The sequence below is a fragment of the Ochrobactrum sp. EDr1-4 genome (assembly GCF_049199085.1).
Lineage (GTDB): Bacteria > Pseudomonadota > Alphaproteobacteria > Rhizobiales > Rhizobiaceae > Brucella.
The window spans coordinates 1-25816 of the sequence record NZ_JBLZOF010000001.1 but is presented as its reverse complement, the minus strand read 5'-3'; the positions used below and the strand labels follow the sequence as shown (position 1 = coordinate 25816).

Below are 25816 nucleotides of genomic sequence, written 5' to 3'. Positions count from 1 at the left end.
GTGCAGATTTCTGGGTATTGCAAAAAAGAATTGCTGGAAGAGGAGATGCGAATGTCGATTGAGCGCATGAAGCCTTTGATGCTTGCAAGTGTTGCTGGTTTATTCAGTACAATAGTTTTGATGTCTGCCGCCGGTGCGCAAGACGCTCCGAAAAAGGCTGCTGCGACACAAGAAGAGGCAAAACCCGTCGAGGAAACAAAACCGTCTGAGCAGACGCAAGATGCGGCTGATGGTGTGATTGTTCCTGATTATCGCGATGACCGGTCAACACCGCAGGCGCTGATTGAATCTTACTACAACGCCATCAACCGCAAGGAATATTCCCGCGCTTATGGCTATTATTCGGAAGAGGGGCGGGAGCCCGATTTCAAGACTTTTGCCAAAGGCTACGACGGCACAAAGAGTGTGAAAGTGGCTGTTCGCAAAACTGAACCCGATCCGGGGGCAGGGCAGATTTACTGGAGTTTACCTATTGCCATTGAATCAGAAGACAATGATGGCAAAACTCAAGTCTATACCGGCTGCTACACGCTAAGGCTTACAAATCCTGCGATGCAGGAAGTGCCTCCCTATAAGCCAATCGAGATTATGACAGGTTCACTGACAAAATCGCCCCTCGACATCGAGAAAAGCGTCCCAGAAAGCTGCGATGCTCCATAACGCATAACATGCTTGACCTTACCACGATGGGAAGCTGTAAGGTCTTGGCAGAGTTTAGGTAAGGAGTGGTTTAATGGTTACGTTTTCAGTTCCCAAGATGAAATGCGGCGGTTGCGCTCAGAGCGTTACGAATGCTCTGCACAAGATTGATGAGGCCGCTATTGTCGATATTGATCTCGATAAAAAAGAGGTGAGGTTTGATAGCTCAGCTTCACAGGCTGATGCGCTTATTGCTCTTGCGGCTGCGGGCTATCCCGCGACCATCACGCAATAATGTGAACGGGGTGTTCTGTCTTTTGATGGCAGTTGTCTTGTAAGATATTTATTGAAAGCTTAATTGCCGGATGCGAATGCGTCCGGCATTTTTGCTTGCAAATTAAATGTGAGGGTCACGCAGAGGCGACCAAGTGTTGCAGTTGGGCTCGCAATTTCTGTGTCTGATTGACTGTAAGGTCGATTTTTGCCACATCAACGGCAAATCTCGTTTATGGTGCCCAAAATGGCAGTGAACTGCGATTGTCACGGCTTTGTCGTATGGTCATGGTTCTTGTTATCCGGGATGCCGAAAGCATAATAATCGCCTATGCGCGATATAGAAGGATGTAGGGCATGGCTATGTCAGCCGATTATCAAGATCTTCGCACAAAGATGGTCGACAATCAGATCCGTACGACGGATGTAACAGACCTGAGCGTCATTGACGCTTTTCTGGCTGTTCCACGCGAAGCTTTTGTTCCGGCAAACCGTCAGGTTCTTGCTTACATTGATGAAGATCAGCTGCTTGAGAGCGAAGGTAAAGCACCGCGCTACATCATGGAGCCATCGCCTTTTGCTAAGCTCGTACAGCTTGCCAAGGTGAACAAAAACGACGTCGTTCTCGATATTGGTTGCGCTACGGGCTATTCTTCGGCAATCTTTTCAGAACTTGCGGGATCGGTCATTGGCTTGGAGAGTGATTCCGCGTTGGCGGCTGTTGCAACGGCTCGTTTGCAGGAACTCGGCCATGACAATGTTGTGATCGTTTCAGGTGATTTGAATACAGGTTATGCTTCTGAAGCACCTTACGACGTGATTTTCATCGAAGGCGCAGTTGATTTTGTACCCGAAGTACTTTTCAATCAGCTCAAAGAAGGTGGCCGTCTGGTTGTCGTTGAAGGGCGTGGAAATGCCGGAGTTGCGCGACTTTACGTAAAAGAAAATGGCACGGCTTCCGGTCGTAGCGTTTTCAATACGGCAGTTCGTCCTCTGCCTGGCTTTGAGCGTATTGAGCAGTTCGAATTCTGATTTGGTGCGTGGGACAATTCTGCAACCCTACTAAAATTGTTTGTGATAGTGGCTGCGGAAAGATGGAAATAACGAAATTTACACGTTATTAAGTCCTTCCGAACTGATCGGTTCGATTAGAGATTCGTTTGTTCTTATATGAGGTATACGGTGTTCAAAGCGTGCAAAGGACTTATGGCGGCGGCAATACTCCTGTCTGGCACCGTTTTATCGGGTCAGGCTGCTTTGTCGGAAACGCTTAACGGCGCGCTCGTTAAAGCCTATAAGAACAATTCAACCTTGAACTCTTCACGCGCAGGCGTTCGCATCGAAGACGAAAACGTTGCGATTGCAAAGTCGGGTTACCGCCCTCAGGTGACAGGCTCTTACAATGTTGGACGCAGCAAAGCGCCGACATCGGGTTATCGGACGACTGGCACCTATGGCATTGAACTCAATCAGATGTTGTTCGATGGTTTTCAAACAAAGAATAATGTAGCTGCCGCTGAAACAACCGTTTTTGCGCAACGTGAAAACCTCCGTAATACTGAACAGAATACACTTTTTGCGGCTGTTCAGGCCTATATGAATGTTTATCAGTTCCGGCAAATCGCTGTTCTGCGTGAAAAAAACCTTGCTGCCATGAATGAGCAGGTCCGTGCCTCGCGTGCGCGCCTTGATGTTGGTGAAGGCACCCGTACGGATGTTGCGCAGTCAGAAGCACAGCGCTCGACAGCAATCGCCGCTCTCAATTCAGCGCGTGCTGATGTAAAGTCGGCGGAAGCTTCTTTCGTTCAAGTTGTTGGCACGCAGCCAGACAGGCTTGCGGTGGCGCCTGCCGCTAGAAATCTGCCAAAGAGCCCAGATTCTGCTTATTCGAATGCGGTTAATATTCATCCGGGCATTCTCGCTACACAATATGCAGTTAACGCGCAGGGTTATAACGTCAAGGCTAAGGAAGGTGCTTTGTTGCCGACCGTTGGCTTGACCGCAAGCGCGAGTCATCTTGATACCTATGCAGGTACGAGTGTTGGTGATGGCAATTCGGCATCTGTGGGCTTAGGCGTAAGCATTCCGATTTATACTGGTGGTCGCTCATCAGCTCAGGTCCGTCAGGCTAAAGAACAGCTTGGACAGGCACGAATTGAAGTCGACGTCATTCAGGATCAGGTGCGTCAGGCAATTGGTTCGGCATGGTCGCAGCTCGAATCTGCTCGTGCTTCTGTCAAGGCAAACCGTGATGGCATCTCTGCATCGCAGCTGGCTCTGGACGGCGTGATTGAAGAACGTAAAGTTGGCCAGCGTACAACGCTTGATGTTTTGAATGCGCAGAATAGTCTGGTCACTATCCAGATTGCGCTCGTTCAGGCTGAAGCTGATTCAATCGTCGCAAGCTATGCGCTTCTTGCTGCAAGCGGTCGTATGACAGCGCAGGACATGCAGTTGCAGGTTGCGCAGTATAAGCCTGAAGAGCACTACAATGCTGTTAAGGACAAGTGGTTTGGTCTGCGTACACCTGATGGTCGGTAATTGATCGACATAGAGTTTTGAAAACGGCGCCATTGGCGCCGTTTTTGTTTGATTCGTGCGTCGCGCATCAATTCTTAATAAAATGATAAAGCTGTGGGTTTGGAATACACTTGCCTGTGCAGGGATTCTCAAAGCGCTGCATGTCCGATACCCTTGAACCAATGATTCTCTGCCTGAGTGAGTTATTGGCAATAAGGGAAAGACGGACAGCTATGGCACAAACATCGAGCGCAGCACGCGAACCGTCAATGGAAGAGATACTCGCCTCCATTCGCCGGATTATTGAAGACAGCGATGTTTCACGTCATCCGATGCCTGCTGCGTCCGCTTTTCAAGCGCGTAGTGATGTAGCTAAGTTCCGGGCGCCTACTCATATTCAGGATGCGGCACCGAAAGCAGAAGAAAAGCCTGTTTTGAAACCTGTCGTCTTCAAGGAAGAACCAGTGTTGCGCGGCGCCGTTTCCGAGCCTGCTCTTGACGTGCCGGTTGCAGATGAGGAAACTGAAGAAGACGATGAAGATTTTTTCGTTCTGAATGCTCAGAACGATGATAATTTCAGCGAAGTTTCAGAACCTGTCGCCGAGTTAAACAGTGCGCCATCGCTTGAAACGCAGATTGCCAGCGAGTTGAATATAGCGCAGACTGAGCAGGTAGCTGTCGTGCCAGCAGAAGCACCGACTATTGCGAAGGAAGAGCCTGTTAACTTGAAACCTAGCAGCACAGATCATATTTTGTCTGAGGGTACTGAGCGGAAAGTATCAGCGGCGTTTCAGGATTTGAACCACGCCGTTCACTTAGAGCCGCGCCGGTCGTTCGATGATATTGCTTCTGAGATACTTCGCCCAATGTTGCAAAACTGGCTTGATACCAATTTGCCGCCACTCGTTGAACGTCTTGTTCGAGAAGAAATCGAACGTGTGGTGCGTGGCGAACGCTGATAGATAAGTGCCAGATTGGACCATTTGACCCGTCTGTCTCGCAGGCGGGTTTTCACTTTTAGGGTGATTTGTTGGCTGTTAGTTGCTATTCAGCCGTCAATCAATTCATTCCGTATTCAGACCGGATAGTTCCATGCTTGAAAAGACTTATGACGCCGCGGCTGTTGAGCCGAAAATCGCTGAACGCTGGGAAGAGGCTGGCGCATTTAAAGCGGGTGCAGGTGCAAAACCTGGCGCTGATCCATTTGCCGTTGTCATTCCTCCGCCGAACGTGACCGGATCGCTGCATATGGGCCACGCGCTCAACAATACGATTCAGGACATTATGGTCCGTTTTGAGCGTATGCGCGGCAAGAATGTTCTTTGGCAACCGGGTATGGACCACGCGGGCATTGCAACGCAGATGGTTGTTGAGCGTCAGCTTGCTGAACGCAAAGAGCCAAACCGTCATGCTATGGGCCGTGAAAAGTTCATTGAGCGTATTTGGCAGTGGAAGTCGGAATCGGGTGGGCTGATCTCTAATCAGCTTCGTCGTCTTGGTGCATCATGCGACTGGTCGCGTGAGCGTTTCACCATGGATGAAGGTCTGTCGCGCGCCGTTCTGGAAGTGTTTGTTTCGCTTCACAAGCAGGGACTGATTTATCGCGACAAGCGTCTGGTCAACTGGGACCCCAAGCTGCTGACCGCAATTTCTGATATCGAAGTCGAGTCCCGTGAAATTAAGGGGCATCTTTGGCATCTGCGTTATCCGCTGGAAAACGTGCCTTTCGACCCTGAAAACCCGCACACCTTTATCGTTGTCGCTACAACGCGTCCCGAAACGATGCTGGGCGATACTGGCGTTGCGGTTAATCCGAAGGATGAGCGTTATCATGCATCCATCGGCAACAATATCGTGCTGCCGCTCGTTGGGCGCCGTATTCCGATTGTAGCAGATGATTATGCTGATCCAGAAGCAGGCTCGGGTGCAGTCAAGATCACACCTGCCCATGACTTCAATGATTTTGAGGTTGGCAAGCGCAATGATCTGCGTGTGATCAATATTCTGACCCCAGAAGCGGCGATCACGCTGAAAGACAACGTTGATTTCCTTGAAGGTCTGGAACTTACACACGAGCTCACTGCACTCATCAAAGAGTTTGAGGGTCTGGATCGTTTTGCAGCGCGCAAGCGTCTGGTCGAAACGCTTGAAGAGCAGGGCTATCTGGAAAAGATCGAAGATCACACACATGCGGTCCCACATGGTGATCGCGGCGGCGTGCCGATTGAACCATATCTGACCGATCAGTGGTATGTGAATGCAGCCGAACTCGCAAAGCCTGCCATGGCTGCGGTTCGCGATGATCGCACGCAGATCGTGCCGAAGAACTGGGAAAAAACCTATTTCGAGTGGATGGAAAATATTCAGCCTTGGTGCGTTTCGCGTCAGCTTTGGTGGGGTCATCAGATCCCGGCATGGTATGGACCAGATGGCGAGTGGTTTGTTGAAAAGAGCGAAGAGGAAGCCAAGGCTGCGGCTCTTGCACATTACGGCAAAGAGGTTGCTTTGGAACGCGATAGCGACGTTCTGGATACCTGGTTTTCGTCGGGTCTTTGGCCATTCTCGACACTTGGCTGGCCGGACAAGACGCCGGAACTTGCAGCTTATTACCCAACCAGTGTTCTGGTAACAGGCTTCGATATTCTGTTCTTCTGGGTTGCCCGCATGATGATGATGGGCATGCATGTCATGGAAGAGATTCCGTTCCACACGGTTTATCTCCATGCGCTCGTGCGCGATAAGCACGGCGCGAAAATGTCGAAATCCAAGGGCAACGTTATCGATCCGCTTGAGTTGATGGATGAATATGGCGCGGATGCTCTTCGCTTCACGCTTGCCATCATGGCGGCTCAGGGGCGCGACGTGAAGCTCGATCCAGCGCGTATTGCTGGCTATCGTAATTTCGGCACCAAGCTCTGGAATGCGACCCGTTTTGCGCAGATGAATGGCGTTAGGCTTGATCCGAACTTCAAACCGGACGATGCCAAGCTTGCAGTCAATCGTTGGATTCTGACAGAACTCACCAAGGCAACCAGCGCAGTGACTGACGGCATTGCTAACTACCGTTTCAACGAAGCGGCAAGTGCTGCCTATCGCTTTGTCTGGAACCAGTTCTGCGATTGGTATCTGGAACTACTCAAGCCGATCTTCATGGGCGAAGATGAGCTTGCTAAGACAGAAGCACAGGCCACCGCTGCTTATTGTTTGGATGAAATCTACAAGATGCTGCATCCATTCATGCCATTCATGACCGAGGAGCTCTGGACGCTGACCGCAGGTGAGGGCACAAAGCGCGATACGGTTCTCGCTTTGGCAGAGTGGCCGCAATTGTCGTTCGCGGACGAAGAATCTGCGACCGACATCAACTGGCTGGTCGATCTCGTTATGGGCATTCGTTCCGTTCGTGCGGAAATGAATGTTCCAGCCGGTGCAGTGGCTCCAATTGTTGTTCTTGAAGCTAATGCTGCAACTCTTGATCGTTTCGCGCGCCACGATGCTGCAATCAAGCGTTTGGCACGCGTTGAGACAATTTCGTTCGCTGAAGAAGCTCCAAAAGGCTCCGCTCAGCTCGTCCATGGAGAAGCAACAATCTGCTTGCCTTTAGGCAGTTTGATTGACCTCAAAGCCGAAGCTGCTCGCATGGCCAAGGAAGCAGGCAAAATCGCTGCTGAAATGGAAAAGATCGAGAAGAAGCTTTCAAACGAAAAGTTCGTGGCGAACGCAAAAGAAGAAGTCGTTCAGGCTGATCGTGAGCGTTTGGCCGAACTGAAAGAAGCAGCTGCCCGTGTTGCGACCGCTGAAGCACGTATTCGTGAAGCCGGATAATTAAAAACCGCTTCAGGTTTTGCGCGAATCATAAGCATCCGCTGGTTTCATCAGCGGATGCTTTATTTATTGGAGTTGTATTCGGATCGCGTTTTTTAGACTTTAGCACTCATCGAACCAGCGTTTCGATTGTTTTTTGACGTTGTTGCGCTTTGGCAACAAGACGATAATTGGGCCGAAAAACGGCGAAAAACGGCTTAAATTTTGTGAAGTCAGCTTAGAAGTTTAGAAGTTTTAGAAATTGTACCTATCATTTTGGGATTTTCGTCATATCCATGTTTCGCTACCCAATCACACATAAATTAAAGCACCTTGCGGGTTTAAACATTCCTGATTTACGTTTGCGTCAAAGTAAAAATTATCGGGATCGCTACATTGTGTTTGGGAGGACATTTTATGAAGGTTAAGAGCCTGAAAATCGCCGGTATAGCCACTGCTCTGCTGGGGAGTGCGGTCAGCGCACATGCGGGTGGCTTCGAGCGCAGTTCGCAGGATTTTGATATTCTGTTTGAGCAGGGTACTGTCATTGATACGACGGGTACTTTTGTATCTCCACAGCGTAAGTTGAAGAACATACGTGGTTCCGCGGTAGGAACGTTACCCGCGCCTTATGGAACTGGTGGTATCAATCCAGTTACGAACCAGCCATATTCGACAGAAGTCGATGAGGCTAAAGGTTATTGGGTGCCTAAGTTTTCGGCTAAAGTCGATCTGACAGATGATTTGGCATGCTCCGCCCAATATCGTCAACCTTGGGGCATTCATACGGACGTCGGAACTGATACAGTTCGAATGTACACGGCGATTGAGCAGAAAATTTCATCAAACGATTATGGTTTGAACTGTTCGTACCGTTTTTCAGCGGGTGAAAAAGGCTTCTTTCGAATTCTTGGTGGTGTGAGCTATCAGGAATTGAAGGGTGAACAGACACGTATGATTCCTGGGATCAGTCCGCTTAATAACCCGACTAACTTCCCATTTCCTGGCGGACGTCGCATTGCTTCACTTGATGTAGAAGACAAAGCTGTCGGATGGCGCCTGGGTGCTGCCTATGAACTCCCTGAATATGCAATTCGAGCGAGTTTAGTTTACCAGTCAGAAGTAAAATACAATTTGTCGGGCTCTATCGACAACCTCGCCGTAAATCCTTTTACCAATCAGGCTATTTCCATTCCGGTTGAAAGTGATGTCGCGACACCGCAATCTGTAGAGCTTAAGCTCCAGACAGGCATAGCTCCTGATTGGCTGGCTTTTGGTTCGATTAAATGGACGGACTGGTCGAGTATTGAACGTGTTTCATTCAATGCGTCCACCAATGTTCAAGTTGTACCAGGTAGGGTGGTTCCGAAGGGAGCAAACATTACCAATTTGAATATGTACTATCAGGACGGCTGGACAGTGAGTGGCGGTATTGGTCACAAGTTCAACGAGCAATGGTCGGCGGCCGGAACTGTGACTTGGGATCGTGGCACCACCACAGGTCTTACATCACAAACCGATATTTGGCTGTTTGGCCTTGGCACCAATTATAAGGCGACCGATAATTTCGAAGTTCGCCTGGCTGGTGCGGCAGGTTGGCTGACGTCTGGCGAAATGGATGACACGGTTATCAATGGTGTGGCAAACCCTAGTGGTTCTAAAGGCGACTTTGGCAATGACTTTGTTGGGGCATTGTCACTGACTGCTAAAGTCAAATTTTGATCTTGGAATCGTAAAAAGAAAAGCCCGGCATTGCCGGGCTTTTCGCGTTTTGGACTGCAGACTACTTTTCGAGGCGTGCTAGCAGAGATGACGTATCCCATCGGCCACCGCCAATGTTCTGCACTTCCTTATAAAACTGGTCGACAAGGGCCGTTACGGGCAGTGATGCCCCGTTTCGATCAGCTTCATCAAGGCAAATGCCAAGATCTTTGCGCATCCAGTCAACGGCAAAACCGAACTCATATTTGCTTTCATTCATAGTGCTGTGGCGATTTTCCATCTGCCATGAGCCTGCTGCGCCCTTAGAAATAACGCCGATCAGCTTTTCGATATCAAGGCCAGCTTTCTTGCCAAAATGAATGCCTTCAGAAAGTCCCTGTACCAGACCCGCAATGCATATCTGATTGACCATTTTTGCAAGCTGACCTGAACCAACAGGCCCCATCAGTCCTACGGAACGGGCGTAAGCTTCAATGATAGGCTTCGCGCGTTCAAATACACTTTCGGATGCGCCAACCATCACGGTCAAGACGCCATTTTCAGCGCCGGCCTGTCCACCCGAAACCGGGGCATCAATGAAATGAAAGCCACGCTTTTGAGCTTCCGCATCGAGTTCACGCGCAACTTCAGCTGAAGCCGTTGTGTTATCGATGAACACGGCATCTTTCTTCATTGTTGAGAAAGCACCATCTGGACCCGTTGTTACCTGACGCAGATCATCATCATTGCCCACGCAGCAGAATATAAAGTCAGCATCACGCGCAGCTTCAGCGGGAGTAGCTGCATGTTTGCCACCGAATTGCTCAGCCCATTTGACAGCTTTCGCACCTGTGCGATTGAAGACGGTGACATCGTAGCCGCCCTTAACTTTCAGATGGCCAGCCATTGGATAGCCCATCACGCCGAGGCCGAGAAAAGCCACTTTAATTGCTGTCATTGTCTGATACCTCCAGAGGGGATTTGTATGCTTAGAAATAGGGATGAAAGTGTCGCGATCAGGTGAGGGGTGTCATCACGGCTTTGCGATAGGCATCGCGTTGCGTAAGGCGCTGATACCATTCTTCAAAATGCGGCAAAGAAGGACGCGTCATCGGAAATTCGAACCATGCATAGGCATAGCAGCCAAGCGGTATATCACCGATTCCAAAAGCTTCGCCTGAGAGCCATGGTTGAGTGGAAAGCATTTCCTCCACAATTTTGAATGATCGCGTAAGCCCATCAATACCGCGCTGCAAAATCGCCGGATCACGCTTGTCTTCAGGCAAACGGATCAGGTGCATGATGATGTCACGAAAATCGTTGTAAAGCGTCGTCGAAGCCCAATCCATCCACTTCTCCGCCTGAGCGCGCTGCGCTGGGTTTTCGATCCACAATCCACCATTGGGGTTGCTTGCCGCCAGATAACGCACGATGACGTTTGATTCCCAGAGTGTGGTGTCACCATCTTCCAAAAGCGGAATGAGTCCATTGGGATTACGGGCTAGAAAATCGGTATTCTGCAACCCGCCAAACTGCCCGCCGACGTCGATCTGTTCGTATGCGAGACCAAGTTCTTCGGCTGCCCAAAGCGCCTTTTTTACGTTGGTTGAATTAATTCGACCCCAGATTTTTAGCATTTTTGGCCTGTCATCTTACTATGGAATTGCGTTCATGACGCTTTAGATCAGCCGTGCATTTAAAGCAGATCGCCCCCGGTGGCTGCAAGGCTACCGGGGGCGATTAGTTTTCTTTTATTCTTTAATTTAGCGGACCAAATGTCTGGTTAATCGTCTTTCGAGGAAATCCCAGATGTGTCGCAAACACTCGACGATAAGCAAGTAGATAACCGCCGCCCAGATATAGGTCTGGAAGTCGAAGGTCCGTGAATAAGCGCGGCGTGTTTCGCCCATCAGGTCGAGGACCGTGATGATCGCAACGATTGCCGACCCCTTGATCATCAGAATGATCTCATTGCCATAAGGGCGAAGTGCAACAATCAAAGCTTGTGGAAGAATGACCTTCCAAAAGGTGACACGCTTTGAGATACCAAGGGCAGCAGCACCTTCCCATTGGCCGAGTGCTACACTTTGAATGGCGCCGCGCAGGATTTCTGCCTGATAAGCAGCTGTGTTGAGTGAAAAGGCAAGGATCGCACAGTTCCACGCATCGCGGAAAAACACCCACAGACCGATGCTCTCAAGGAAGGGCCGGAATGTGCCAAAGCCATAATAGATCAGAAAGGTCTGAGCCAGAAGCGGCGTACCACGGAAGAAATAGACATAGCCAAACGCGAGACTTCGCAGCCAACGGTTTTTTGACATTCGCGCGGCGGTGATTGGCAGCGATAAGAGCGCACCAATCACAATCGAAACCGCAACCAATTGTAATGTCACGAGCAGGCCAGACCAATAGCGTGGTCCGTATGTCTCGAAAAGATCGATGCGCCATGTATTGTAGAGGTAGAGTGCCAAGCCTATGAAGAGCAATGCCCATATTGCAACAATGATATGACCTGCAATGCGGGTCCGTGTCCATGTGCGCACAACTGGCGGTGGTGCAATCACTTCTGCGACGTTTGATGGAGCGGTATTACTCATGATCAAGCTCCTCGCGATGCGTTGTTACCGGCATCCGCCCAACGAGCGATACGGTTGATGAAGTAAGAGGAGATGATCGCAAGAGCGAGATACAACAGACAAGCGACGCCAAAGAACAGGAACGGCTCTTTCGTTACACGCGCTGCAATCGAGGTCTGACGCAGAATGTCGGAGAGCGTAATGACTGATACCAGCGAGGTGTCTTTCAGGAGCACAAGCCAGAGATTGGCGAGACCGGGCAAAGCAATCTTGATGAGCTGCGGCAGGATGACTTTGCGCATTGTTTGCCAATGCGAAAGACCTACAGCATAGCCACCTTCATATTGTCCACGCGGAATGGCACGGAATGCAGATAGGAAGACTTCACTGGAATAAGACGAAAAAACAAAACCCAGCGCGATCATACCCGCCACGAACGCATTGATTTCAATTCTCGCGCTGATGTCGAAATAAGCGAGCAACTGTTGAAGCAGAAGCGAAGCACCAAAATAGACCAAGAACAGCGTCAGAAGCTCTGGCAGTCCGCGAAAAATGGTCGTGTAAATATTGCTTGCAAGTCGCATTGAGGGTTCTGAGGATTGCTTTCCGATCGCAACCAGAAATCCCAGAACTAATCCTAGCGGTAATGTAGCCAGAGCAAGCGAAATGGTGACGAGAAGTCCCCAGGCGATGCTTCGGCCCCATCCTTCCGGACCAAAGCTCAATAAGGTGGCGTAATGTTCCATGCGCCTAATCTCTTCCCTTGGATCTGTTTGCTACGCCTGTTTTAAAGTCGCGGCTTCGCGCCTTTTACAGATCTTGAAATTTATGAACAGTCCAAATAGTCGCGCCGGTTTACTTGGGAGTAAACCGGCGCATAAAAGTTAAATTATCTTAGTTTTCTGCACCATATGCATCGAAATCAAAGTATTTGTCGTTGATTTCTTTGTATTTACCGTTCGTGCGGATTGCCTTGATCGCGTCATTAAACTTTGCAATCAGCTCAGGGTTTCCTTTTTTGAAGGCAACGCCTGCACCTGGACCGTGAATTTCAATCACTGGCGGGAAGGTGCCAACCATCTTACAGCAAGCGCCATCTGGCGACTTTAGCCATTCAGCCAAGGTCACGCTATCGTCGTTAACGGCATCAAGACGACCGTTTGCCAGATCAAGGCGATATTCTTCCGCCGTTGGATAAGCCTTGATTGTGCTGTCTGTGAAGGTCTTTTCAGAATAGTTGGAATGCGTGGTCGAAACCTGAACGCCAATTGTCTTGCCAGCGAGATCTTCCTTGGTCACGCCCTTGATGTCGGTGTCCTTAGGCGCTGCAACACCGGGAGGTGTGTTGTAATATTTGTTCGAGAAATCGACCTGCTTCTTGCGTTCGTCAGTGATTGACATGGATGCAATGAAGGCATCAAACTTGCCAGACTGGAGGGCAGGGATCGCGCCGTCCCATTCCTGCGTAACGAATTCACATTCCGCTTTCATTTCGTCGCAAAGCGCTTTGGCGATATCAACGTCGAAGCCCGAAAGTGTGCCATCTGGCTTGATGAAGTTGAATGGAGGGTAAGCACCTTCCGTACCAATTTTAAGCTTCAGGGGTTCCTGAGCATTGGCAATACCGGCGGTCATGCTGCCGAATGTGATTGCAAGTGCTGCAACGGATGCTGCTGCAGCTATACGCTGAATAACGCGCATTCTTAGTCCTCTCGTTTCGTTGTGGCTGGTTCCCTGATTCTTTTTCTGGTTCAGCCGCTTAAAAGGATGCTGTCGACATGTTTATCATTAGCAGGTCTGACAGTGATCCCTCATTCACTACAAATAGATGCTGGAGATAACAACGCGCAATATTTTTTCTTGTAAATGCCCAATCATCTACCCAGAAGCTGATAATCCCACCAATTCCCGGTGGATTGCAAGACGGTCCACGTAATTTAATTGTGCATGTTGAATAGCGGTTTAAAAGGGATTTTTGCGTTTTATGGCAATGTTTCCAATTTTAGCACTACCAAATCTGAAAAAATAAGTGAAATCCTCACAGCTTCATGACTTGCTGCACGAAGTCTGCAATATCTGCAATCGCGTCCAAATTAAACACGGGTAATTTAGCGTCGTGGTTGATGTGATCACTGGCGATAGCAACGATGGTTGGGTCGTCGTCCGAAAGTGCTGGACCTTCATGTCCGCCCGAACGCCGCAGCTCAATTTTGTAATGAGATTCGCGTTTATAGCCTTCTACGAGAATCAGATCACAGGGTGAGAGTTTTGCGACAATCTCTTCCAGTGAAGGTTCTTTTTCGCCCAGATTTTCATGCATGATCGCGTAACGCGCAGATGAGACGATTGCCACTTCACCGGCACCGGCGTTTCTGTGACGCCACGAATCTGTGCCGACGTGATCAATGTCGAAGTTGTGGTGCGCGTGTTTCACGGTCGAGATATTGAAGCCGCGCTTGGTAAATTCCTGCACAAGCTTTTCAGTGAGCGTTGTTTTACCTGAGTTTTTCCAACCTGTGATGCCGAATATTTTCTTGGTAACAATGTTTGCTTCGGTCATTGCAGCGCCTCATAGAGCTTTCTTGCGTTGTGCAGGTCTTCGGCTGTGTTGATGTTGAAAAATGGATCGAAGGTTTCGGTGGTCTTCGGCAATGCTTGGAGCGGGAAATCAACTGTCTCAAACCCGATGGTTCGCGCGAAAGCCAGTACACTGGCTTTTTCAGTGTGCTGCAACCACGCATTTAATGGCTGTAGGAGATCTGGCTTCCAAAGAGCGAAAATTGGATGAACCCGGCCCTTGGAACTTGCCATAACAATGCGCGCATCGTTTTTTTGTTGGCGTTCATAGAGGCGCGCCATCAGGTCGGACGGAATGAAGGGGCAATCTCCGGTAACGCTGAGCACAAATGAATAATTCTGTGCGTATTCGAACGCCGTTTTTAGGCCGATAAGCGGCCCGCCATAATGCGATTGAACATCGGCAATTATCGGTAAGCTCAAGTCAGGAAGGTCACTCTTGTCGGTGTTTGTATTGATAAACAGGTGATCGACCTGTGGTGAAAGCTGAGCGGCCACCCGTTCCAGAATTGACTTAGAACCCAGCAATTGCAGGAATTTATCACGAGCAATGCCATCTGCACGCATGCGACTGGATTGTCCTCCAGCAATAATAGCGCCTGCGATCTGCATTGCTTTAGGCATTAAATGGTTTCCAGCTTACGCAGTTTCTGTTCGCGTTTTTTACGGATGTTTTCGCGGTAGACCATGTAAATTCCACTTCCTACCACAAGAACCGACCCGGCGATTGTATAGGAATCTGGTGCCTGATTGAAAACGACGGTGCTTAGCATTATCGCCCACAGCAGGCTCGAATAACGGAATGGCGACACAAATGAGATTTCACCTTCCCGCATTGCCATGATGATAAAGTGATAGCCAACCAGCAAAAGCCCTGCGGCTAAAGCCATCAGAATAATTGGTTCAAGACCAACGGGTTGCCAGCCACCCATTGGCTCGATCAGCGCGCCGCCTGTGATCATTATAGATCCGGCGGTGAGTGTCGAGAGATAAAGCGTCGGGATATTGGCTGGAATCCGTCGCGTTGCAATATCGCGCATGGCCGTAAAGCATACGCTGGATAAGAGAACGCCAACCACTGCAAGGTCAGTGGCACTGTCTGCACCGGGACGGATAATTATAATGACTCCGATAAGTCCTACTGAGATACACATCCAGCGCTGCCAGCCGACTTTTTCACTAAGGAACAGCACTGCGCCGAGTGTTACAACGAGCGGCGTTACCTGAAAAACTGCTGAACAGAATGCCTGAGAAAGGTGGCCGAGTGAGTAGATATAAGTGATTGTCGCCAACACTTCGCCCAGCACACGAAGCATCGTCATTGGATCGAGTGAGAGGTTGCGAAACGCTCCGTTGCGCCATGCCAGCAACCCGATGGCTATCGTGGCAAATATTCCACGAAGAAACATGTACTGACCGCTGTTCATATGGACGAGCAAATATTTAGTTATGGAATCGCCGATGGTAAATGTACCCATGGCGAGAAGCATAAACATGCTTGCACGAAAATTTGCTGACTGCGGCACAATATGAAATCCGGTTTATGGTTTCATATCGCTAGCTTATCGTTTGGATTCGGTCCAATCGATACTTGTTGTGAACGTATTCAAATTATTTATCCGCCCGTGAGGCTCATATGACGTGCAACCGCTGGGCGGTTGTGGTCACGATCAATAATGAAATCATGGCCTTTGGGCTTGCGTGAGATAGCTTCATCAATCGCGTCATTGAGCACGCCATCGCTTTCGCTCGCACGCACCGCAGCACGAAGATCGGCCTCATCATTCTGACCAAGACACATATAAAGCATGCCCGTACAGGTGAGACGCACGCGATTACAGCTCTCACAGAAGTTATGCGTCAGCGGAGTGATGAAGCCAAGACGACCACCCGTTTCAGCAATCTTTACATAACGGGCAGGCCCACCAGTTTGATAAGGAATATCAGAGAGCGTGAATTGCTGGCTAAGATCAGCACGGAGCTTTGAGAGCGGAAGATATTGATCTGTCCGGTCAACTTCGATTTCTCCCATCGGCATTGTTTCAATGAGCGTCATGTCCATGTCGCGGCTATGCGCCCAGCGGATCAGCTCTGGTATTTCAAACTCATTGAATTCTTTGAGCGCGACTGCATTGATTTTGACACGGATGCCGGCTTTTTGCGCCGCATCAATTCCTTCAATAACCCGATTGACGTCGCCCCAGCGGGTGATCGTGCGGAACTTTTCCGGATCAAGAGTATCGATGGAAACATTGATGCGCTTCACACCACAGTCAGCCAATTCATCTGCATAGCGGGCAAGTTGAGACCCGTTGGTGGTGAGTGTCAGCTCATCCAGCGCGCCAGTTTGCAAATGCCTCGAAAGACCGCGAATGAGGTGCATGATATTTTTGCGGACCAGCGGCTCACCGCCAGTCAGGCGCAACTTGCGCACGCCCTTAGCGATAAAGGCGCTGCAAATCCGGTCGAGTTCTTCGAGTGTGAGCAGGTCTTTCTTCGGCAGAAAGGTCATATGCTCTGCCATGCAATAGGTGCAGCGGAAATCGCAACGATCGGTAACAGAAACACGCAAATAGGTAACCGCGCGTCCAAACGGATCGATCATCGGTCCATTCGGAGAAACATCAGGCAGTTGAAAGAGCCGTTGCGTAATATTTGCCATATGTTCCCATGTGTCGCGAAGTTTGCTCGCTAATTATGAATAGAGATAGTTTTCCGCTTTAAGTTTGTCCAGTTCGTGTTCAATCAAACCACCTTCAACAAAATGCGAATAATAAGAATAGACGCTAATGGACGGCATGTTTATTGAAGAAACATACGCTTTCGAAGCGACGGAGAATGAATATGAGTGATGTCTGGCCCACTGAACTGCGTGTCTCAAAGGATCGCAAGCTTTTGACGGTGGCTTTTGACGGTGGCGAACGCTTTGAACTGACGGCGGAATTATTGCGGGTTTTGTCGCCTTCTGCCGAAGTGCAAGGCCATTCGCCGGAACAGCGCGTGACCGTTGGCGGCAAACGCAATGTCGAAATCATGCGGATGGACCCGGTGGGTAATTATGCCGTTCGTATTACCTTTGACGACATGCACGACACGGGCCTGTTCTCGTGGACCTATCTCCATAAGTTAGGCACAGAGAAAGAAACGCTCTGGCAAACCTATCTGGATGAGCTTGCTGAAAAAGGTCTGAAACGCGATCCCAGATGAAGAAAAGGGCGGTTTCCCGCCCTTCACATTACCCTAGATTGAGTTCTTTGAAGAAGTCATTGCCCTTGTCGTCAATGACGATGAAGGCCGGGAAATCAACCACTTCAATACGCCAGATGGCTTCCATGCCTAGCTCTGGATATTCAACGACTTCAACTTTCTTGATGCAATCCTGAGCAAGGCGGGCGGCAGGTCCACCAATGGAGCCGAGATAAAAGCCACCATGCTTGCCGCAAGCTTCGCGAACTTGTCGCGAGCGATTGCCCTTTGCCAGCATCACCATCGATCCGCCGAATGACTGGAACTGATCGACGTATGAATCCATACGGCCAGCGGTCGTTGGGCCAAATGAACCCGAAGCATAACCGGTTGGTGTCTTGGCTGGGCCAGCATAATAGATCGGATGGTTCTTGAAATAATCCGGCATAGATTCGCCGTTTTCCAGACGCTCGCGGATCTTTGCATGCGCCAGATCGCGTGCAACGATAATCGATCCAGTCAGAGAAAGCTGGGTTTTGACCGGGTGTTTCGACAGTTCCTTTAGAATGTCTTCCATCGGCTGATTAAGGTCGATTTTGACCACATGCGATGACAGCTTTTCCTCGTCAATCTCTGGCATATATTGCGCTGGATTGGTTTCAAGCTTCTCAAGGAAGATGCCTTCTTTGGTGATCTTACCCTTTGCTTGACGATCTGCCGAGCAGGAAACACCAAGACCGATTGGCAGTGAGGCACCGTGGCGGGGCAGGCGGATAACACGCACATCATGGCAGAAGTATTTGCCACCAAACTGTGCGCCTACGCCGAGCGACTGCGTCAGCTTGTGAATTTCTGCTTCCATTTCAAGGTCGCGGAACGCATGACCTGTTTCCGAACCGTGTGTCGGGAGTTCATCAAGATAACGCGTAGACGCGAGCTTGACGGTCTTGAGGTTCATTTCGGCAGATGTGCCGCCGATAACAATCGCCAGATGGTAAGGCGGGCAGGCGGCAGTGCCGAGGCTGAGAATCTTGTCTTTCAGAAACTCAATTAGCCGGTCATGGGTCATCAGCGACGGCGTGCCCTGAAACAGAAACGTCTTATTTGCCGAACCGCCGCCCTTGGCAACAAACAGGAATTTATAGGCGTCTTCGCCTTCTTCATAAATGTCGATTTGCGCGGGCAAATTGTTCTTGGTGTTTTTTTCCTCGAACATTGAGAGCGGCGCAAGCTGCGAATAGCGCAGGTTTTTCTTGTTATAAGCATCAAGAACACCAGCGCCGAGCGCATCGGCATCGCCGCCTTCGGTCCAGACGCGACGGCCTTTTTTACCCATAATAATCGCCGTACCGGTATCTTGGCACATAGGCAGGACGCCACCAGCGGCGATATTCGCATTTTTCAGGAGGTCATAGGCCACGAAGCGGTCATTATCGGTGGCTTCAGGGTCTTTCATAATATTTGCGAGCTGTTGCAAATGACCGGGACGCAGCAGGTGGTTGATATCTGCAAAGGCAGCTTCCGACAGAATGCGCAATCCTTCAGCGTCAACGCTCAGAATTTCCTGTCCCTTAAATGTGTCAACAGAAACATAGTCAGACGTCAATTTGCGATAAGGGGTCTTATCTTCGCCCAAAGGGAAGAGATTGGCGGCGCTTGCTTCTGCCATTGTGGTACCTCGCTTGCTTGCCCGTATATAAACTGTCGGGCTTGTAACGCGATGCGGGATGAAATCCACTGCGGCACTTTGCGCAACCTCGCAGAAAACAGCGCGCGAAAGTGTATCCGAGAAATCGCTTTTCAATAAAAATTGATGGAGCCTGGCAAAAAAAAATAGGAAGATGCGTTAACGTTAAAAGATTCTATACGAGATTCATCAATTCTATGGGCAAAGATTGACGCGGCCTCACTCAAAGGTGGTCGCACTGAATTGGCGGTTGGAATGCAGTTCTCCAGAGAGTTTTATCGCGACACGAATAATCATCGCAAAAGCGGTCCTTATGTTCGTAGTGCATTGGCAGTTGCGTTAGCAGCGTCGACACTCTTCACGGCCACACAGGCACAGGCCGCAAATTCTTTGCTGGAGCTTTTCCAGCAGCGTCGTCAGCAACAGGCTCAGCCAGTTCAGCCACCTGTTCAGGCTATACCTGCTACGCCTGCGCAGAGCGGCACAAAGACCGTTTCTATCCCACGGGCCACCGTACCGCCAGCGCAGCGCGTGACTGTCAAAGGTCCGCAGATTTACAATTACAAGCCCGACGCACTGATCAAAGTTGATTTCAGCGCTCTCGATATGCAGGTGACTGCTGCTGTTGAACCGTCGTCGGTTGATCCGCTGACTTCGGGTATGTCACCGATTGGTCCGGTTAAGAGGACTAACGAGACGCGGGGCGAATTAGCATTCGATGCTACTTCTGATTATCTGAAGACAACAGATGTGCAGGCTGAGAAGCAGATCGCAGAAGCAATCGTGAGCTTCTATTCGCAACAGCGTAGTTTCATCTGGTCTGCTGATAACAAGGCGCTCGATAAAGCGCGGGACGTTGCGGCTTTCTTCGCTCAGTCTGATGAAGATGGTCTCAACCCGGAAGAATATGCGGTTGCTATTCCCGGTGAACACTTCGACGTGACACAGCTTTCAGAACATCAGCAGAAGCTCGCTGACTTTGAAATTAAAATGTCGGCGCGCGCTTTGCGTTATGCAATTGATGCGGGCGAAGGACGGATCGTTGCAGATAGGTTGAGTGGCTTTTATGATCTTCCGCGAAACCGCGTTGATCCAAAAGCTGTTCTTGAAAAGCTCGCCGCTGAAAGCGATCCGGTTGCTTATTTGAAAAGCTTCCAGCCAAATAACGAAGCTTATGCCACGTTGAAGCGTGAACTTGCGAACACGCAGGCACCATCCAGAGAGCCAATCCGCATCTCGCTCGATAAGGCTATCCGTCCGGGTGATACCAATGATGGGCTTGGTAAGGTTGTTGCGCTTATTACGCGTCACGCACCTGAAAAATACATGACTGAGCATCGTGATGTGTTACAGGCACATGCCGATGCAACCATTTATGATCCGGAGCTTGCGGCGGCAATTAAGGATTATCAGAAACTGTCAGGTAGCACCCCGGACGGCATCATCGGGAAGAACACGATTGCAGCCCTTCAAGGTGAGCAGAGTTCGGTGAAGCGTGATCGCATCCTCTATTCGATGGAGCGCCTTCGCTGGCTGCCACATGATTTTGGTTCGCGCTATGTGATGGTCAATCAGCCGTCTTATCGTGCAGAATATTTTGAAGATGGCAAAGAAAAATTGGCGATGAATGTGGTGATCGGTTCGCCGACACATCAGACCTATTTCTTTTATAACAAGGTTCAGACCGTTGTTTTCAATCCTTCATGGGGGGTGCCACGTTCGATTATTCTGAATGAAATGCTGCCAAAGGTCATGCGTGATACCAGCTATCTCGACCGCAATGGCTATGAAGTCTATGTCGGTGGTAAGAAGGTTTCGGCAAGTGCTGTGAATTGGAGCGCTGTTGCTGCAGGTAAGGCACATGTGGGTATTCGCCAGAAGCCAAGCCTCGACAATGCATTGGGCGAATTGAAGATTCTGTTCCCGAATGCGCATGACATTTACATGCATGATACTCCGGCGAAAGCTTATTTCAGCCGTGATATGCGTGCGCTGAGTCATGGTTGCATTCGCTTAGAACGTCCGCGTGATATGGCAGCCGCCGTGCTTGGCAAGCAGGTTGATGAGCTTGGAAAATATTTCGGCAAGGATGAGCGCGGCATTAAGGTTGCCAATCCAGTGCCCGTCTACATCGCTTATTTCACCGCCTGGCCGGATGCGAGCGGTAAGGTGCGTTTCTATAACGACGTTTATGATCGCGATTCAGGAATGCAGAAGGCATCTGACAAAACAGCTGAAACGCGATTGGCTGCACTTTAAATAGCTGTTGCATAGAACACTATTCATAAAAAGGCGGGCATTTTGCCCGCCTTTCGTTTTAGTTCTGAATGTAGCACGCTTTATCTTGACCGCGTGCTGGATCACCGAATGTACGGTTGTCGCATCGTACGCCATCACGGACAACGCGTTCTACAAAACGACCTTTCGCGCCGTAACGCACGGTTTTGCGGCCGTAAAAATCGCAGAAACCATTTTCTTTTGCACATCGCTGCCAGTCACCGCGCCTATCATCACGACGGTCGTCACGCCAATCGTTCCGGCGGTCATCGCGGCGGTTGTCGCGCCAATCATTGCGGCGGTCATCCCGTCTGTCTTCATAGCGTTCACGGACAACAAAAGAGCATGTTTTACTTTTGCCGGGTGCGGGATCGCCAAAAACTTGATTCGAGCAACGAACTTCTGGTCGGTCTACAAACATTGAAGTGGCTTGCCCATTAGCCCCATAAACTACTTCGGTGGGGTAAGGTAATTGGCAAATACCCTTTTCAGAAGCGCAGCGTTGCAAACGCGCCGCTTCTGCGGGTGCTGGCGCAAGCATATACATGGATGCGATGAAAGCTGATGCGCCTGCTATCAGGCTGAGTTTGTTAGACAGAAAAGCTGTCATGGTGAACACCATTGTTTGAGCGTTAATATGCTTAATTCTATACGTGGTAGACATTGAATATAGAATGAACGGCTCTCCACGTCTTTAATGATCTTAATTTGATGCAGTTATCGTTTATCTGAGCGTAAATGTCATAAATTGGCAGTGTCGTAGTTCCCTTTTTGCCTTGAATCCGCAAGAGTGCGCCCAGATGTTTCTCGTCAGCAAGGTCGTATGAAAATGCATGGTGAATATAAGGTCCACGGTGGTAAGCTGGTTGTTCTCGATCTGGAGGTTCTAGATAATAAACTGCACCAGGTTCAGGTTGCAGGTGATTTTTTCTTAGAACCGGCTGAGGCCCTTGATGATATTCGCGATGCTTTGAACGGCTTACCAGCAACTGCATCTGCCGAGGAGATCGCTGACGCCGTGCGCAAAGGACTGCGTCCTGATGCGTTCATGATTGGTTTCAGCCCTGAAGCCGTTGCAATTGCTGTTCGCCGTGCGCTTGGTGTGGCGCGGACGTGGCGCGACTATGAATGGCAGATTATCGATATTCCACCGCTAACGCCCACAATGCATTTGGCGGTAGATGAAGTTCTGGCGCGCGAAGTTGCAGCTGGACGCCGCGCGCCCACTTTGCGTTTCTGGGAGTGGGAGCGCCCATCGATTATCATCGGTGCTTTCCAGTCGCTGCGTAACGAAGTTGACATGGAAGCGACTGAAGAAATGGGCGTCGAGACAGTACGCCGTGTCACGGGCGGCGGTGCAATGTTTGTAGAACCGGGCAACTCGATCACCTATTCACTCTATGCGCCGGGTGAACTTGTCCGTGACATGAGCTTTGCCGACTCTTACGCATTTCTGGATGAATGGGTGCTGAAATCGCTTAATTCTCTGGGTATCGACGCCTTCTATAAGCCGCTCAACGATATTTCGAGCTCAAAAGGCAAGATCGGTGGAGCAGCGCAAAAGCGCTATTCAGGTGGAACCGTTCTGCACCATGTCACGATGGCTTATGACATGGATGCGGAAAAGATGGTGAAAGTGCTGCGCATTGGCCGGGAAAAGCTTTCAGACAAAGGTACTGCGAGTGCCGCCAAGCGTGTTGATCCAGTTCGAAGCCAGACAGGCTTGCCACGCCGCGAAGTTATAGACCGCATGAAAGATATGTTCGTGTCGCTGAATGGCGGTGTAAGTGGAGCGATCACTCCTGAAGAGTTTGCTGCCGCTGAAAAGCTCGTTGAAGAAAAATTCGCAACCAAAGAATGGCTGCATCATATTCCTTAACGGAGCTAATCGGCATTGTGCCCCGTGACAGCGCGGACAAGCCATGCCATAGGGAGGCCACGTTTTCACAAGGCCTCCCACGACCATGATCCGCATCGATAATATCAGCAAGTCTAACAGCCATCGTATCCTCTTCATCGAATCCTCTGCTGCGTTGAATCGCGGTGAGAAGATCGGTCTGGTTGGACCAAATGGTGCGGGTAAAACCACGCTTTTCCGTATGGTCACCGGCGAAGAACTGCCCGATGAAGGGCAGGTCAATGTCGAAAAAGGCGTGACAATCGGCTATTTCAACCAGAATGTTGGTGAAATGGGCGGACGTTCAGCTGTCGCCGAAGTTATGGACGGGGCAGGGCCGGTCAGCGTTGTTGCTGCCGAACTGCGCGAACTCGAAAGCGCCATGTGCGATCCTGATCGTCTTGATGAGATGGATGCAATTATCGAACGCTATGGCGAAGTGCAGGCGCGTTACGAAGAGCTTGATGGTTATGGTTTGGACGGTCGTGCGCGTGAAGTGCTGGCCGGTCTTAGCTTCAGTCAGGAAATGATGGACGGCGATGTCGGCAAATTGTCCGGCGGCTGGAAAATGCGCGTGGCGCTTGCCCGCATTCTTCTCATGCGTCCTGACGTTATGCTGCTTGACGAACCAAGCAACCACCTTGATCTTGAAAGCCTGATCTGGCTCGAATCCTTCCTCAAAAACTATGACGGCGCATTGCTGATGACCTCGCATGATCGCGAGTTCATGAACCGTATTGTAACCAAGATTATTGAAATCGACGGAGGCTCGCTCACAAGCTATTCCGGCGATTATGCCTTCTATGAAGGCCAGCGTGCACTCAATGAGAAGCAGCAGCAGGCACAGTTTGAACGCCAGCAGGCCATGCTTGCCAAGGAAATCAAGTTCATCGAACGCTTTAAAGCACGCGCATCCCATGCATCTCAGGTGCAGAGCCGCGTGAAAAAGCTTGAGAAAATCGACCGCGTGGAACCACCGCGTCGTCGTCAGACAGTCGCCTTTGACTTTCTGCCTGCGCCAAGATCCGGCGAAGATGTGGTTAGCCTCAAGGGCGTGAACAAGTCTTATGGCAGCCGCACCATATATGACGGACTGGACTTTATGGTCCGCCGTCGTGAACGCTGGTGCATCATGGGCGTCAATGGTGCTGGCAAGTCAACGCTTCTCAAGCTTGTTACCGGCACGACAGAACCCGATCAGGGCATTGTCAATCTTGGTGCCAGCGTAAAGCTCGGCTATTTCGCGCAGCACGCCATGGACATTCTGGATGGTGACAGCACTATTCTTGAATGGCTGGAACAGCGCTTTCCAAAAGCTGGGCAGGCACCTCTGCGTGCGCTTGCGGGTTGCTTTGGCTTTTCGGGCGATGACATTGAGAAGAAATGTCGCGTTCTTTCCGGTGGTGAGAAAGCCCGTCTGGTTATGGCGGCGATGTTGTTTGATCCGCCGAACTTCCTCGTACTTGATGAGCCAACGAACCATCTGGATCTCGACACCAAGGAAATGCTGATCAAAGCGCTGTCAGCCTATGAAGGCACCATGCTTTTCGTATCGCATGATCGCCGCTTTTTGTCCGCACTTTCCAACCGCGTGCTCGAACTCACACCGGATGGCATTCAGCAATATGGTGGCGGTTATACTGAATATGTTGAAAGCACCGGACAGGAAGCCCCCGGTCTGCATGTGGGATAAAAGAAAGGCGGGCTTTATGCCCGCCTGACTAAACTTAGCGACAACGAGCCGTGTAAATATGGCCCTTGCTGTTGCGGTATTGACAATTTCCATTGCGAAGATTGCGCACCAGCAAGCCACCTACAGCACCAGCACCAGCACCGATAAGTGCGCCGCGGCCACCGCCGGCAATTCCACCAATTGCAGCACCTGCTACTGTGCCAATGCTGACGTCTTTTTCAGTTGAAGTACATCCCGAGATCGCCATCAAAGCAATCAGGCAAAATCCAATTTTACGCATTTTCCGTCCCTTTATGTTGCCGATCAACAATGATGAGCTAGTTAAGGACAGATTGCCAGCTGTCAATGAAATACTACTAAAAACTTGTAGTTAATTGAAACTAATCGCTCAGTGATAGTAATTTGCGATGATTTTGAAATAGTATCAAATGCATGAAAGAAAGCGGATAGATTGAGCGACCTTAAACGAGCGTGGTTTCGAGGTCGGTTTTGTGCCGTCTTATCATTTCTGCTGAATCATAGCCTGATCAACGCGACAGGCGTTGTTTGATCAAACGAACCCATGTGTTGTTGAACATAACTGCACCAATGATAAAGGCTACTACGCCGAGAGCAATCATACCCCATGCAACGCCCTCATCACCAAATTGTTGGTAGAGCCAGCCAGAATGCTCAACGGCTTGCGCTGGTTTCCCAAGACGAAATGTGCCTTGAACGAAGGCACCCACGCCGACAATTAATAACATGATACTTCTAATCATTTTCACCAATTATCGGTCTTGGATTTTGCAAATCCAGATTATGCGAAGCTTTTTATGATGAGTTTTTGGCGCACCCGACTGGATTCGAACCAGTGACCGTAACCGGGGCAGATTTGTTGGGGGGGTCTTTTATTTTTGAGTCAAAGTCAGAAATGCTTTTTACTCAAGACTTGTGCATAACGCCGAAGTTCGTCGATCATTTTGAGCCCGAGGATTCCTGATTTT

24 protein-coding genes are annotated in these 25816 nt (G+C 50.0%); 11 read left to right on the top strand and 13 right to left on the bottom strand.

What is annotated here, in order from left to right; genetic code table 11:
* Positions 1-51: 51 nt before the first annotated feature.
* The 7 genes from ACOZHT_RS00120 to ACOZHT_RS00090 all read left to right on the top strand — a co-directional run bounded on the left by ACOZHT_RS00120 (position 52) and on the right by ACOZHT_RS00090 (position 8958).
* Positions 52-660 (top strand): hypothetical protein, encoded by a 609-nt coding sequence (locus ACOZHT_RS00120; protein WP_421565193.1) that lies wholly within the window; start codon positions 52-54, stop codon positions 658-660.
* Positions 661-733: 73 nt separating this feature from the next.
* Positions 734-934: a heavy-metal-associated domain-containing protein gene (locus ACOZHT_RS00115; RefSeq protein ID WP_339508550.1), complete on the top strand. Its 201-nt coding sequence runs from the start codon at positions 734-736 to the stop codon at positions 932-934.
* A gap of 341 nt (positions 935-1275) precedes the next feature.
* Entirely contained in the window at positions 1276-1944 is a 669-nt protein-coding gene (locus tag ACOZHT_RS00110; RefSeq protein WP_339508925.1) for a protein-L-isoaspartate O-methyltransferase, read from the top strand.
* A 138-nt stretch (positions 1945-2082) separates the two neighbouring features.
* The gene (locus ACOZHT_RS00105) at positions 2083-3453 is read left to right on the top strand and encodes a TolC family outer membrane protein (protein WP_339508552.1); all 1371 of its coding nucleotides are present in this window, start codon (positions 2083-2085) and stop codon (positions 3451-3453) included.
* A 212-nt stretch (positions 3454-3665) separates the two neighbouring features.
* Positions 3666-4391: a PopZ family protein gene (locus tag ACOZHT_RS00100; RefSeq protein ID WP_339508554.1), complete on the top strand. Its 726-nt coding sequence runs from the start codon at positions 3666-3668 to the stop codon at positions 4389-4391.
* 133 nt (positions 4392-4524) lie between these two features.
* Complete coding sequence (locus tag ACOZHT_RS00095) at positions 4525-7257, top strand: valine--tRNA ligase (RefSeq protein WP_421565192.1); 2733 nt, start codon at positions 4525-4527, stop codon at positions 7255-7257.
* Positions 7258-7653: 396 nt separating this feature from the next.
* Positions 7654-8958 carry an OmpP1/FadL family transporter gene (locus tag ACOZHT_RS00090; protein ID WP_339508558.1) on the top strand — a complete coding sequence of 435 codons (1305 nt, stop codon included), beginning with the start codon at positions 7654-7656 and terminating at the stop codon, positions 8956-8958.
* Between the two features lie 61 nt (positions 8959-9019).
* On the opposite strand, the gene ACOZHT_RS00085 is transcribed toward ACOZHT_RS00090, so the two are convergent.
* The 9 genes from ACOZHT_RS00085 to moaA form a co-directional block, all read right to left on the bottom strand.
* The gene (locus ACOZHT_RS00085) at positions 9020-9895 is read right to left on the bottom strand and encodes an NAD(P)-dependent oxidoreductase (protein WP_339508559.1); all 876 of its coding nucleotides are present in this window, start codon (positions 9893-9895) and stop codon (positions 9020-9022) included.
* Positions 9896-9953: 58 nt separating this feature from the next.
* Entirely contained in the window at positions 9954-10574 is a 621-nt protein-coding gene (locus ACOZHT_RS00080) for a glutathione S-transferase (RefSeq protein WP_339508560.1), read from the bottom strand.
* 126 nt (positions 10575-10700) lie between these two features.
* On the bottom strand, positions 10701-11534 hold the full coding sequence (locus ACOZHT_RS00075) for an ABC transporter permease (protein WP_339508561.1): 834 nt from the start codon (positions 11532-11534) through the stop codon (positions 10701-10703).
* Positions 11535-11536: 2 nt separating this feature from the next.
* Positions 11537-12259: an ABC transporter permease gene (locus ACOZHT_RS00070; RefSeq protein WP_339508563.1), complete on the bottom strand. Its 723-nt coding sequence runs from the start codon at positions 12257-12259 to the stop codon at positions 11537-11539.
* A 148-nt stretch (positions 12260-12407) separates the two neighbouring features.
* The gene (locus ACOZHT_RS00065; protein WP_339508565.1) at positions 12408-13214 is read right to left on the bottom strand and encodes an ABC transporter substrate-binding protein; all 807 of its coding nucleotides are present in this window, start codon (positions 13212-13214) and stop codon (positions 12408-12410) included.
* Positions 13215-13551: 337 nt separating this feature from the next.
* Positions 13552-14073 carry a molybdopterin-guanine dinucleotide biosynthesis protein B gene (gene mobB, locus ACOZHT_RS00060; RefSeq protein WP_339508566.1) on the bottom strand — a complete coding sequence of 174 codons (522 nt, stop codon included), beginning with the start codon at positions 14071-14073 and terminating at the stop codon, positions 13552-13554.
* Positions 14070-14714 (bottom strand): molybdenum cofactor guanylyltransferase MobA, encoded by a 645-nt coding sequence (mobA, locus tag ACOZHT_RS00055; protein WP_421565191.1) that lies wholly within the window; start codon positions 14712-14714, stop codon positions 14070-14072. The genes mobB and mobA overlap by 4 nt, the downstream gene beginning before the upstream one ends.
* Positions 14714-15580 (bottom strand): DMT family transporter, encoded by an 867-nt coding sequence (locus ACOZHT_RS00050; protein WP_421565388.1) that lies wholly within the window; start codon positions 15578-15580, stop codon positions 14714-14716. Before ACOZHT_RS00050 ends, mobA begins: the two co-directional genes overlap by 1 nt.
* A 125-nt stretch (positions 15581-15705) precedes the next feature.
* Positions 15706-16752, bottom strand: coding sequence for a GTP 3',8-cyclase MoaA (gene moaA, locus ACOZHT_RS00045; protein WP_339508571.1), 1047 nt, complete (start codon positions 16750-16752; stop codon positions 15706-15708).
* Between the two features lie 182 nt (positions 16753-16934).
* Here moaA and ACOZHT_RS00040 point away from each other — a divergent pair, with 182 nt between their 5' ends.
* Entirely contained in the window at positions 16935-17297 is a 363-nt protein-coding gene (locus tag ACOZHT_RS00040; RefSeq protein ID WP_339508572.1) for a DUF971 domain-containing protein, read from the top strand.
* Between the two features lie 28 nt (positions 17298-17325).
* Here the strand turns inward: ACOZHT_RS00040 and ACOZHT_RS00035 are convergent, their stop codons facing one another.
* Positions 17326-18945, bottom strand: coding sequence for a fumarate hydratase (locus ACOZHT_RS00035; protein ID WP_339508574.1), 1620 nt, complete (start codon positions 18943-18945; stop codon positions 17326-17328).
* A gap of 273 nt (positions 18946-19218) precedes the next feature.
* Here ACOZHT_RS00035 and ACOZHT_RS00030 point away from each other — a divergent pair, with 273 nt between their 5' ends.
* Positions 19219-21222, top strand: a complete 2004-nt coding sequence (locus ACOZHT_RS00030) for a L,D-transpeptidase family protein (RefSeq protein WP_339508575.1) — start codon at positions 19219-19221, stop codon at positions 21220-21222.
* A gap of 58 nt (positions 21223-21280) precedes the next feature.
* On the opposite strand, the gene ACOZHT_RS00025 is transcribed toward ACOZHT_RS00030, so the two are convergent.
* Positions 21281-21850 carry a hypothetical protein gene (locus ACOZHT_RS00025; RefSeq protein ID WP_339508577.1) on the bottom strand — a complete coding sequence of 190 codons (570 nt, stop codon included), beginning with the start codon at positions 21848-21850 and terminating at the stop codon, positions 21281-21283.
* Between the two features lie 213 nt (positions 21851-22063).
* Between ACOZHT_RS00025 and ACOZHT_RS00020 the strand changes: the two genes are divergently transcribed.
* Complete coding sequence (locus ACOZHT_RS00020; RefSeq protein ID WP_339508578.1) at positions 22064-23119, top strand: biotin/lipoate A/B protein ligase family protein; 1056 nt, start codon at positions 22064-22066, stop codon at positions 23117-23119.
* Positions 23120-23204: 85 nt separating this feature from the next.
* The gene (abc-f, locus tag ACOZHT_RS00015) at positions 23205-24830 is read left to right on the top strand and encodes a ribosomal protection-like ABC-F family protein (protein WP_339508580.1); all 1626 of its coding nucleotides are present in this window, start codon (positions 23205-23207) and stop codon (positions 24828-24830) included.
* Between the two features lie 34 nt (positions 24831-24864).
* Here abc-f and ACOZHT_RS00010 read toward each other — a convergent pair whose 3' ends face one another.
* Together ACOZHT_RS00010 and ACOZHT_RS00005 are read right to left on the bottom strand one after the other, a co-directional pair.
* The gene (locus ACOZHT_RS00010; protein ID WP_339508582.1) at positions 24865-25110 is read right to left on the bottom strand and encodes a YMGG-like glycine zipper-containing protein; all 246 of its coding nucleotides are present in this window, start codon (positions 25108-25110) and stop codon (positions 24865-24867) included.
* Positions 25111-25357: 247 nt separating this feature from the next.
* Entirely contained in the window at positions 25358-25576 is a 219-nt protein-coding gene (locus tag ACOZHT_RS00005) for a hypothetical protein (protein ID WP_339508583.1), read from the bottom strand.
* Positions 25577-25816: the final 240 nt, after the last annotated feature.